Raw genomic sequence first — 11,262 nt, forward strand, 5'->3', positions numbered from 1 at the left:
GCCCTTGGGCGCGAACGCGAAGCCACACCAACAACAACCCGCCCGACACCACAGCTCCACAGCTCCACAGCTCCACACCCACACCCACCGCGCCCAAGCGGAACGAGCCGGCACCACGACCTCCACCAGCGCCCCCCGGCGTATCACGGTTCGATAACACCTCCGCTTCACACCTTAAGCCTCTGTGCAATGTCACACATGATGTCTGCCGTAGCATCGTGTCGACGACGACACGATGGGGGCAGGACAGGAGGCTGATGTGAGGACTCTGAAACCACGCCTGGCCGCGCTCGCGGCCCTCGCGGCGCTGGCCGCCGGGGCGTCGCTGGTCGGTGTGGTGCCCGCGGTCGCGGCGTCGCCGTGGGGGGACGACGCCGCGGCCGACGTGTACCACGACAGCGGGCAGGGTGCGTTGGACTGGGCCTCCTGTGGGGACGCCACGACGCCCGCGTTGCAGTGCGCGATGTTGGAGGTGCCGCTGGACTACGCGCGGCCGCAGGGGCGCAAGATCAAGATCAAGGTGGACCGGCTGCCGGCCACCGCGCCGAAGGACAAGCGGCAGGGGCCGATCCTGCTGAATCCCGGTGGGCCGGGGGACAGCGGGCTGTGGATGCCCGCGTACATCGCCGGGCAGGTGCCCGCCGACGTGGCCGCGGAGTACGACTGGATCGGGTTCGATCCGCGGGGGACCAACGGCAGTGACCCGCATGTGGTGTGCGACGCGCACTACTTCGACGGGGAGCGTCCCGACTACCAGATGGGGCAGGGTACCGAGCAGGCGTGGCTGGACAAGGCCGCCAAGTACTCGGCCGACTGTGCGGCGAACTGGAGCTGGATCCTGCCGCACATGACCACCGTGGACAGCGCGCGGGATCTGGACAGCATCCGGCGGGCGCTGGGTACGTCGAAGATCAGCTTCTACGGGGGCTCGTGGGGCACCTCGCTCGGGTCGACCTACGGGCAGCTGTTTCCCTCGCACGTGAAGCGCATGGTGCTGGACAGCATCGTCGGGCCGACGATCTCGTGGTACGACCACAACATCCTGCAGGACAAGGAGCACCAGCGGCGCTTCGAGGCGTTCGCCGAGTGGACCGCCAAGGCCGACGGCGTCTACCACCTCGGCACCGACGCGGCGGCCGTGGTCAAGAACTACAACGCCGTCGAGGACGCGCTGCGCAAGGCTCCGGTCTCGGCGGCCCCGGCGCCGGGGAACATCGGCCCGGCGGAGTTCGAGGACACCTTCTACGGCGGTGGCTACAACTTCCTGCGCTGGCCGCGGATGGCCACCGTCCTGTCGGCGTACCTGGTGAACCACGACACCCGGCCGCTGAACATCGCCTACAACCGTTACGCCGCGCCCGGTTCGGACGATGGCGCGTTCCCGAACTACAACGCCGTGCAGTGCACTGAGAACGCCTGGCCGCGCGACTGGGAGTACTGGAAGCGGGACCAGGCCGCGGTGAACGCGGTCGCGCCGTTCTACACGTACAACAACATGTGGTACAACGCCGCCTGCATGTTCTGGCCGTACCAGGGCGACGAGGCCGGCCGTCTGCCGATCACCGGCAAGGGCCTGCCGCCGGTGCTGCTCTTCCAGGCCACCGAGGACGCCGCCACGCCCTACGAAGGCGGGCTGGCCATGCACAAGGCGCTGCCGGGGTCGAAGCTGGTCGTGCAGAACGGCGGCAGCTTCCACGAGATCCTGTTCCACGGCGACGCCTGCCTCGACGACACCTTCGTGGCGTACCTCCGCGACGGCACGCTCCCGAGCGGCAAGGGTCTGATCGCCAAGACCTGCGCGCCGGAGGCGGACCCGACCCCGGTGTACGTCACGCCGCCTCCCGCGGCGGCAGGGGCGAAGCAGGCCACGGCCGCGGGTTCGACGGCTCCGTCCGGCGCCCTGCCGGCCGACGACCCCGAGTTCGTCCGAGGGGCTGACGGCGCCCGGTTCTGAGACCGGTACCGTCTTCACCGGGTCCTGGTGCGACAGGGCCCCGAATAACAGTGTGGCGCGCTCCCTGTGGAAGGGAGCGCGCCACACTTGTCCCGGGCTATCGCGGCAAGCCGCGCCCCGTGTCAGACTGCTGAATCACGCCGCCGTCCATGGTCGGCGGCAGCAGCGCGCTCATCGTGCTCGCGGTGTCGGCCGTGGCGGCCTTCATCGTGCCGCCCGCCGCGACCGCTCCACGCCATGCCGAGACGTCGGTCCCGGCGGGCGCCTTCGACGCCACGTAGGCCGCGTACACGCTGAACCACTGCGCATCCGTGTACGGGGACCATCCGTGCTGCTTCTCCCGGCCGTACGTGAACGTCGCGTCCGACGGCGGCGAGGTCTGCGCGGCGAGGTTCTTCTGCAGCAGCTCCACCGCGTCGTTCAGGAAGTACGTGTCCATGTCGCCGACGTACATGTGGATCTCGCCGCGCAGCTTCGGACCGAGCGTCGGCCACTCGGCGGCCAGCTTGGCGTCGAGGTCCTTCGGCTTCCACTGGTTCGCGACCGAGTGGTCGATGTCGCCGGTGCGCTTGTTCCACACCAGCGCCGGGTAGCCGTCCTTGCCCTGCACCCCGTAGACGGCCTCCCAGATCGCCCAGGCGCCGCCGGAGCGGTCGTGGTCGCCCAGCGCGAGTTCCCAGAGGTTCTCCTGCGCCATGTTGTAGGTCGTGTCGCCGGCGGCGGTGCGGCTGTCAGGGCGCTGCGTCGGCGTGTCCCACTGGCGGTAGGTGTTGTAGGCGTTGGCGTCGTCGTAGACGTCGACGATCTGGTGCCGGTGGAAGTCCACCGGGTCCGGGTAGCCGGCGAAGGTGCCCCCGTACACGTCCGGGTTGAACACCAGTGAGGCCAGCGCCTCCCAACCGCCGGTCGAGCCGCCGGAGGTGACGCGCGCCCACGGCGCCGCGATGGTGCGGAACTGCTGGTCCAGCGCCGGGATCAGCTCCTGGGCGGTGGCGCTTCCGTAGGGGCCGGTGTTCGGCGAGTCGACCACGTAGGAGGAGTCGTAGAAGGGGTTCTCCTCGCGGACCTCGACGCTGATGAACTTCGGCGAACTCGGCGCGAGCCAGAACTTCGAGAAGTCGTTGCCGCCGTCCTCCCTGAACCCGTGCGGCGCCTTCTCGGTGAAGTGCGCGAAGTGGTACTCGACCGGGTAGCGCACGTTCGCGTTCGCCGGGTCGTCGTAGCCCGCCGGCAGCAACACGTTGGCCCCGATGTACATCGGCCGGCCCCAGAACGCGCTCAGCTTCGGGCTCAGGATCTTGACGCGCTTCACGTGCTCGGTTTCGGCCGGGTTGCCCTGCTGGCAGGTGCCGCCGGCGGGCACCGGGTCGTTCGGTGTGATGACGTGGTCCAGGGTCAGCTTCACCGGCTGGTCCTCGTCGCCGGTGATGGTGATCCACTGCGGCGTGCTGTACATGTTCTGCGGCGAGTCGAACATGTTCTGGCCGTCGCCGCAGGGCATGTGCAGCTTGACCGTCGAGCCGTCGCCGCGGTGGAACGTGTCGTAGACGTTGAAGAACGCCTGGACGTAGTACCGCCCGGGCGGCAGCTGGTTGAGGGACTCCCGCGGGTAGCCGTAGGTCTCCGGGCCCGTGTCCAGGGTCACCGCGTGCCCGGGCCGCAGGCCGTCGACGTTCCGGCCCCAGTAGGGGACGCCGTTCACGATGTCGATCTGGTCTCGCGGGTCCGAGCTCGCATCGGTGCTCACGATGACGAAGGCCCGGCCGTCGGCCGCGGTGGTGCGGGTGGCGGACGGGAACGAGACGGCGAACTTCAGGTCGTGCCGGGGCCGGGCGGCGGCCACTGTGGCGCCGATCAGCGCCATCACCAGCGCGAGCAGGATGGTGGTTCGTCTCTGCCAGGGAAACCGACGACGCATCAAGGCACCTCCGGGCGCGCGGTCGGGAATGGGACGCAGCGACTTCTACCCGGCCGCCCGGCGTAAGAATCCTTATATCAGCGTGACGATTCCTGACTATTCCGTGAACGGCCGGCGGGCTCAGGCGCCGGCGATCCGGTCGCGGGCGGCCCGGTACGCGACGTCGAAGGCCTCGACCGCGCTCACCGCCACGTCCGGCTCGATCCCCCCGCCCTCCCAGTTGGTGCCGGTGACCGGGTTGATCGAGCGGGCGTTGGGGATCGTGACCGTGACGTGCGGGGTCAGCGGGTACCACTCGGTGGGGTGGGCGCCGCCGCGGGTCGTCTCGCCGATCAGCGTCGCCCGCTTCTGGACCTTCAGGTTGTAGGCGATCTCCTCGCCGCCGGAGAAGGTGACCGCGCTGGTGAGGACATAGACGGGGCGGTCGAGGTAGCGGCGGCCGTCGACGTGGGCCAGGGTCCAGTACTGGCGGGTGGCGTCCTTGACCCGGGAGTAGATGTCGTTGAGGTGGGTCTCGTCGTCCGGGAACAGGTAGCTGCACCACAGCTGGACGCCGTTCGGCGCGCCGCCGCGGTTCGCACGCAGGTCGATGATCAGCGCCTCGGTGTTCGCGACCAGTTCCATGGCCGCCGCGATCGCCCGGGCGCCCGAGGAGGCGTCGGCCACCATGGTCAGGTCCAGGTAGCCGATGTTCCCCTCCAGCCGCTCGACGCGCCGGACGCCGTAGTTCTCGGCCAGCATCAGCGCGGTGAACCCGGCCTCGCCGTCGTCCTCCGCCTCGAGGTCCTGGGGTTCGTCGCTCCACAGCAGACGCAGGTGCTTGTCGGCGCAGTGCTCGTAGAAGATCTCGGTGACCCGGGTGCACAGGGCCGGCCCGTCGAGCTCGTCGAACCGGCCCGCCGCCAGCGCCGCGGTGACGGCGTCGGAGGCCAGGGCCGCCTTGTCGGGGAATATGTACTCCTCGGAGAGGTGCTTCAGGGCGGCTGCGACGATCTCCGGAGTCTGCATGACCGGAACCTACTGCAAGATCAGGACGGCGCCGGCTTCAGGTATGCTGGGCGCGTTGCGAAGGGGAGTAGCCCCGCGAACCGGTTCATCGACACACTGGAGCCCCGGCTCCCGGTGGCCGGGCTCGTCGCAGAGTGACCCCGGTCACTCCGCGCGGGTGGGCGAGACCTTCGGCCCTGTTTGTCGACGACGTATTCGTGTTTCGAGTGCGCGCCGGCGGGGCCGAAGCCGTGTCGTCGCCCCGCGCCGATCGTCCTTCAGCCCCGCCGGTGCCGGAAGGCTGGACGGTCTCTCACTGTGATCCATTTCTTGTTGCTCGCCGTCTGCGCGGTGGCGATCTACCTGTCGTGCGAGTGGTTCGTCAACGCCGTGGAGTGGCTCGGGCGGCGCCTCGACGTGGGGAAGATGGCGGTCGGCACCATCCTGGCCGCGTTCGGGACCGCGCTGCCGGAGTCGGTGGTGACGCTGGTCGCCGTCACCTCCGGAGGTGGGGCCGAGCGCAAGGACATCGGCGTCGGCGCCGCCATGGGCGGGCCGCTCGCCCTGGCCACGGTCGCCTACGGCGTGACCGGCGCCATGCTGTTCGTCAAGCGGCGGCGGCAGGTCGGGGCGATGGCCACCGGCCCCGGCGCCGCGCGCGCCGCCCTGACCGGCCAGGTGCTGGAGTCGAAGGACGCGGTGCGGCGGCTGGCCAAGGATCAGAGCTGGTTCCTGCCGATCTTCGTGGTGAAGGTGGCACTCGGCCTGGTGGCGTTCGCGGTCAAGCCGGCGCTCGGCCTGATGTTCTTCGCCGCCTACGCCGCGTACTTCTGGCGCGAGATCCGCAGCGGTTCCGACGACGAGGAGGACGACGAGGAGCTGGAGCCGCTGAAGCTCCAGCCGAGGGCATCCTCCCCTGCGACGTGGGCGGTGCTGGCCCAGACGGCGGCCACCCTGATGGTGATCTTCTTCGCCTCGCAGCTGTTCGTGCACCAGCTGGACGCCATCGGCCCCATGCTGGGCCTGTCGGCGTCCGTGACCGCGCTGCTGCTGTCGCCGATCGCCACCGAGCTGCCGGAGATCATGAACGCGGTGATCTGGGTCCGGCAGGGCAAGACCGAGCTCGCCCTGGCGAACATCTCCGGGGCGATGATGATCCAGGCGACGGTGCCCTCCGGCCTGGGGCTGTTGTTCACACCGTGGCACTTCGACGGGGCGCTGCTGTGGTCGGGGCTGGTGACGATCGCCGCGATCGGGTACCTGCTGGCGACATTGCGGGCCGGGCGTCTCACGGCGGGACGCCTGGCCGTGTCGGCGGGGTTCTACGGGGTGTTCGCGCTGGGACTGGTGCCGATCCTGGCGTGATGCGGGCACCGCCTGCCGGTGTTCACAGCCCGGTCGGCGTGTTCCCGTCGCCCTCGGCTTCGCGCGCGGCCTGCTCGACGCCCCACGCCAGCGCCTCGATCACGTCGGGCGAGAGGACGTGGGTGTCGAAGTGCAGCGACAGCGCCAGGGCGCCGTCGGCGTCGTCGAGGGTCACCGACAGCGGCTCGGTGGGCTCGGGCCCGCGGTGCAGCCACGCGAAGACGGACCGTCCGCGCACGATCTGCGGATCACGCGGGTCCGGCGCGGCCTCGGTGGCGTAGGAGACGGCGGGCTTCGCCGAACGGCGGTCGTTGAAGAACATGACGACGCCGCCGTCGGCCCGGTCGAGCAGCGCATCGAGCGCGCCCGGGTCGAAGTAGGCGTTCTTCATGGCGGCCATGGTCGCGCGCCGGGCCCGGTCGACGGCGTCGTCGAAGGTGGCGCCCCCGAGGTCGAGGACCAGCAGCCCGCTCTGCGCGACGAAGCAGACCACGTCGGCCAGCGTCGGCCGGAACCGGTTGGCCACCCGCGGCCGCAGCAGGACACGCCTCTCACCGGTGAGGCGCGCGAAGGCGACGGCGACGAGCGCGGTGAGAACCGCCGAGTCGTCGACGCCCGTGCGCGCGCTGATCGCCGCGACGGACGCTGCGAGGTCGGGGGAGGTGAGGCGGCCGGACCAGTGGCGGGGGCGGCGGGGACCGGCGAGGGTGGCCGGCGGCTGATCCTCGCCAGGGGCCCGCGGTTCCTGCGGCTTTCGCGATTCCCGCGATACCTGGGGTGCCGGCCCTGGACCGGGGACGGTGGAAGCCGGGCTCGGGCCGGCCGACGGCGTGTCTGCGGAGCGGGGCGCGAGGGCTTGAGCGAACGACCGCAGCGTCCTGTCGTTGTGCCGCTGTCCGGCCGCCGACGCCTGCCATGCGGCCTGCTCCAGCGGCTGCAACCCGGTCGGCTCGCGGGTCTCCCGTGCGGCGACCTCGCGCAGCATCACCGCGGCGCCGCCGGCGTCCAGGGCCAAGTGGTGCATGAGCACCACGAGGTGCGTGCAGACACCGTCCGTGCGGATGACCGCCATGCGGATCGGCCATTCCGTGCGCAGATCATAGGGGCGGCGTCGATAGACCGCCTCGACGCCGGCGGCGAAGACGTCGGGGTCCTGACCGCCGGGAGTGTCGTAGAACTCGAGGAAAGTCTCTCCTGAGGCGACCACCCACTGATGGACGCCGAGCGACTCGCCGACCGCGAGCCGCGTCCGCATGGCGGGGTACCGGCTGTGCAGATACGCGAGCTCGGCGGCCACGTCCTCGGCCCGCGTCCCGGGTGCCAGCGGCCGGCGTCCACCTTGGGGGAGCCAGTTGCGTTGGCGGATCATCGTGGCCCAGATGTCGCGCTGGCCCCACGTCAGGGCGGCGCGCCCCGAGCCGGGGCCGGCGAACGGCACGCGGAGCCGCTCGGCGGGCGCCGGCTCCGGCCGGTATCCGGGGCCGAGGCCGGGCAGCCACAGGCCGGCGTCGAAGTCCTGGAAGCGCCGGCGCGTCGCTGGGCGGTCGATGTTCCACGCGGGCCCGCGGACCAGCCACTCGTCGGTGACGACGTGGATCCGGCCGACCTGCTTGGCCATGGACCGCGGCAGCGCGGCGAGGATCGCCTCGTCCCAGGCGGCGTGCGGGTCGGCGTCGGCGCGCAGGGTCACCACCAGGTCCAGGCGGGGGTGCGGCCGCGGCACCGCCACACACGCCTGGACGTCCGGACACGCCGCGAGCACGATCCGGTCCAGGTCCGGGCCCAGGGCCGTCCGGATCCAGGTCTCCGCCACGTCGACGCCCACCGACACCTGTCCCTCCCGCTCCTCGCGCCCGGCCTCACGCCAGGATATGAGGGTTCTGCGATCACCGGGAGACGGCTCGCCGGATACTTCCCCGCGGAATGCGGGAGAAAACCCGATGAACGGCGGGAGCCGAGGCATCGGCCGCCGCCGCCCCGCCGCCCCACCGCCGGGTCCGCTAACGCCTCGCGTCCTCCAGGTCCTGCGCGTCGGCCAGCACGATCGGCGTCCCCACGTTCTCGATCACGTCCCAGTCGAACAGCATCGGGACCGTCCGGGCCGCGTACCACTCGTCCGTCTGCTCCGGCACCACCCAGCGGCTCTCGTTCCAGTCGCCGAGGTCGAAGACGTAACGGGCCACCGAGCCGGAGCTGGCCGCGGTGGTCTCTATCCCGTGCAGGCCCGCGGCGCGCACCGTCTCGTTGTCGCCGGGCACCGGGCGGCCGGGCAGGGGCGGGACGCCGGGCAGCAGCGCGTTGAAGCGGCACTTGTGCAGGCGCCCCCAGGTCCACTCGCCGGTGTCGGCGCCCAGTTCGGACTCCAGCCGCTCGGCCGCGCGGTCCAGGGCCGCCGCCACGGCGTCGGGCCAGAGGCCGAAGATCGTCGTGTCGCCCTCGCGGGCGCCGGCCAGCAGCGCCTGGAACGACAGCCAGAGCGTGCCGGTGCGCTGCTGGCGGGTCAGCAGCCGCGCGTGCGAGTCGCCGGCGTCCGGCAGCGGCACGGCGGCCAGCAGCTCGCGCCGCGTCTCGGTGTAGACGGTGGCCGCCACCGAGCCCAGGTCCATGCGGCCGTCCCAGCCGCGCAGCAGCTCCAGCAGGGCGGCGCGGCGGCTGCCCTCGGCGGCCTTCACCGGCTCCAGGGAGGCGACGAACTCGCGCGCGGTCAGCGACGTCACGTCGGCGTGGATCCGCTGCATCGCCGCGCCGTCCAGGCCGCCGCCGGCCGCCACGCCCTCGCGCAGCAGCTGCAGGATGCGGGTGGCGCGCGCCGGACCGGCGAAGTCGTGGGCGATGTACGGCTCGTCCTCGGCGCCGGGCCGGTTGTTGGCCGAGACCAGCAGGCCCTCCTCCGGGTCGCGGGCGTGGGGCATGTCGTCGAACGGCACCCAGCCGGTCCAGGCGTACTCCGGCTCCCAGCCCGGGACGGCGGCCCAGGAGTTGGCCTCGGACCGGCGCGGGACGCGGCCGCGCAGCCGGTAGCCGATGGCGCCGTGCACGTCGGCGGTCATCAGGTGGTCGACCGGCACCGACCAGCCGCGCATGACGTCGTCGAACTCGGCGACGGAGGTGGCGGTGAGCATCGGCAGCAGGCAGTCCAGGGTGCGGTCGGCCTCGGCGATGCCGGTCCAGCGCAGGGCCAGGCCGGTGTTCGCGGCCTCGTCCTGCACCACGACGCCGCCGTGCGCGCCGGTGTGCACGGTGATCTCCACCGGCTCGCCGCCGCGGACCCGGATCAGCTCGGTGTGCACGGCCAGCCGGTCCAGGTTCTCCACGAACAGGTCCTGGTCGTCGGCCATGCCGTGGGTGATGCCCCAGGCCACGTGCGCGGTGTGCCCGAAGTGCGGGAACGCCGGCACACCGGGGAAGGACAGCCCGATCGCGTCGAAGGCGTCGCAGGACACGTGGTTCTGCCAGTACGGGCCCGGCGTCTCGAACGGCCGGTGCGGGTCCCCGGCCAGCAGCGGCCGGCCCGAGGCGGTGTGCGCCCCGGCCACCACCCAGTTGTTGCTGCCGGCCGCCGGGTCGGCCGCCGCGGCCACCGTCTCCACCTCGCCCAGCCCGTTCAGCCAGGCCCGCACCCGCTCACCGTGGCCGGCCGGCGGCCCGGCGGTGTCGACCCGCCGCGTCCGCCCGGTCGGCACCACCATCAGCTCCTCGCGGGCGTTGGCCCGCACCCGCCACACCACGTCGGCGGGCGCACTCGGCAGCAGCGCGGTCCGGAACAGCTTGTGCGCCATGCTGCCCATCCCGACGTGCCGCCCGAGGTACACCGCCACGCAGTGCCAGGGCTCCCACGGCTCCGGCGCCTCGGGCAGGTCGCTGTCCCGCAGCCGGTCGGCCAGCACCGCGTTCACCCCCGCGGCGTACGCGGTGAGCGCGGCCTTGGCCGGCGCCCCCAGCACCTCATACGAACGGCGGGCCGCGGCCGTCAGCCCGACCCGCCGGACGAACGTGTCGTCGGGCACCGCTCTCGACCCGACGACCTCGGCCCAGGTGCCCAGGGCTCTGCGACGGACGAACTCCATCTGCAGCCCCCGGTCCAGGGCGGCGATCCGCCCCTGGGCCTGGAACGCCTCCTCGGGGGACGCCGCGCGGACGTGGGGAATGCCGTGCGGGTCGCGATATGCCTCCATGGTCGTTCATTCTGCCCGGCGGTGCTCGCGATCGGCAGGAGGGGATGCCTCGGCGCGGGGCGTGGTCGAGCGGCCGTCGAGCGCTGATCCGTCCGTCGACTGCTTCAGAGCTCGGCCGCCGACTGGTCGATCTGGCTGAGCCGACCGAGGTAGCGCCAGAGCAGTGCCGATCCTTCCAGCAGCGCGAAGGCCCGCCGGTCCAGCATCTCCCTTCGCTCGGCCAGCGCCGTTCGCAACTCCTCCGAACCGCCGGTGCGCCGCAGCCCCTCGACGATCGGACGGATACGGTCGAACAGGTAGTGGCTTTGCCGAAGCGTGTGGATGACCTGCGCGTCCCGTACGTCCTGTGCCCGGTAGACGCGGTATCCGGTGCTTGGTTCGCGGGACGGAGCCAGCAGGCCGGCCGCCTCCCACACCCGCAACGCCGACGGCCGTACTCCCAGCAGCTTCGCCAACGCTCCGACCCGCAGACCGTCCGGCGCCAGGTTCACAGGCTCCTGGTTCACCGCTGCGAGGCTTTGTTCCGTTTCCACCAGCGACGCGCGCCCCTGGTGAAGCCCGGCGTGGGCGGCGTCCAACATCGCCAGAGCGTCGGCGACGGAACCCGCGCCGACCGCCGTCAGCAGGGCCCGGGCGCCGGTCGGGCCCATGCCGGCCGTGAGCGCCTGGTACGCGAGCAACGCCGCCAAGTGCCGCTCGTCGTAGCGCCGATAGCCGCTCGCACTGCGCTCCGCCTCGGGCAGCGCGCCCAGAGACTCCAGATTGCGTACCTGCTGCGTGGACACGCCCGCGGCCCGTGCGAGGTCTACCGGACGCATTACGGGATGCTCCTCCTGCTCTGACGGCTTCAACGCCTGACTTCA

General features: G+C 71.8%; 7 protein-coding genes. 2 read left to right on the plus strand and 5 right to left on the minus strand.

Translation table 11 applies throughout. The annotated features are described in order from the left end of the window. Positions 1 to 259: 259 nt before the first annotated feature. Positions 260 to 1,954 carry an alpha/beta hydrolase gene (locus tag ABD466_RS41675; RefSeq protein WP_344662841.1) on the plus strand — a complete coding sequence of 565 codons (1,695 nt, stop codon included), beginning with the start codon at positions 260 to 262 and terminating at the stop codon, positions 1,952 to 1,954. Positions 1,955 to 2,051: 97 nt separating this feature from the next. Here the strand turns inward: ABD466_RS41675 and ABD466_RS41680 are convergent, their stop codons facing one another. Both ABD466_RS41680 and ABD466_RS41685 read right to left on the minus strand, forming a co-directional pair. Further along, the gene (locus ABD466_RS41680) at positions 2,052 to 3,872 is read right to left on the minus strand and encodes an alpha/beta hydrolase-fold protein (RefSeq protein WP_344662842.1); all 1,821 of its coding nucleotides are present in this window, start codon (positions 3,870 to 3,872) and stop codon (positions 2,052 to 2,054) included. Between the two features lie 120 nt (positions 3,873 to 3,992). After that, positions 3,993 to 4,880, minus strand: coding sequence for a S41 family peptidase (locus tag ABD466_RS41685; protein WP_344662843.1), 888 nt, complete (start codon positions 4,878 to 4,880; stop codon positions 3,993 to 3,995). 297 nt (positions 4,881 to 5,177) lie between these two features. On the opposite strand from ABD466_RS41685, the gene ABD466_RS41690 reads away from it, so the two are divergent. After that, positions 5,178 to 6,224 carry a sodium:calcium antiporter gene (locus ABD466_RS41690; protein WP_344662844.1) on the plus strand — a complete coding sequence of 349 codons (1,047 nt, stop codon included), beginning with the start codon at positions 5,178 to 5,180 and terminating at the stop codon, positions 6,222 to 6,224. Between the two features lie 22 nt (positions 6,225 to 6,246). Here ABD466_RS41690 and ABD466_RS41695 read toward each other — a convergent pair whose 3' ends face one another. From ABD466_RS41695 to ABD466_RS41705, 3 genes are all read right to left on the minus strand, one after another. Then, positions 6,247 to 8,055 carry a hypothetical protein gene (locus tag ABD466_RS41695; RefSeq protein WP_344662845.1) on the minus strand — a complete coding sequence of 603 codons (1,809 nt, stop codon included), beginning with the start codon at positions 8,053 to 8,055 and terminating at the stop codon, positions 6,247 to 6,249. Between the two features lie 169 nt (positions 8,056 to 8,224). Continuing rightward, positions 8,225 to 10,399 carry a penicillin acylase family protein gene (locus tag ABD466_RS41700; protein WP_344662846.1) on the minus strand — a complete coding sequence of 725 codons (2,175 nt, stop codon included), beginning with the start codon at positions 10,397 to 10,399 and terminating at the stop codon, positions 8,225 to 8,227. 104 nt (positions 10,400 to 10,503) lie between these two features. Further along, the gene (locus ABD466_RS41705) at positions 10,504 to 11,217 is read right to left on the minus strand and encodes a MerR family transcriptional regulator (RefSeq protein WP_344662847.1); all 714 of its coding nucleotides are present in this window, start codon (positions 11,215 to 11,217) and stop codon (positions 10,504 to 10,506) included. Positions 11,218 to 11,262 lie beyond the last annotated feature (45 nt).

The organism is Catenulispora subtropica, from assembly GCF_039531675.1.
GTDB lineage: Bacteria > Actinomycetota > Actinomycetes > Streptomycetales > Catenulisporaceae > Catenulispora > Catenulispora subtropica.

Excerpts from the sequence above, each read along its gene's own strand:
- ABD466_RS41680 (WP_344662842.1), bottom strand. The coding sequence starts at position 3,872 with ATGCGTCGTCGGTTTCCCTGGCAGAGACGAACCACCATCCTGCTCGCG.
- ABD466_RS41685 (WP_344662843.1), bottom strand. The coding sequence starts at position 4,880 with ATGCAGACTCCGGAGATCGTCGCAGCCGCCCTGAAGCACCTCTCCGAG.
- ABD466_RS41700 (WP_344662846.1), bottom strand. The coding sequence starts at position 10,399 with ATGGAGGCATATCGCGACCCGCACGGCATTCCCCACGTCCGCGCGGCG.
- ABD466_RS41705 (WP_344662847.1), bottom strand. The coding sequence starts at position 11,217 with ATGCGTCCGGTAGACCTCGCACGGGCCGCGGGCGTGTCCACGCAGCAG.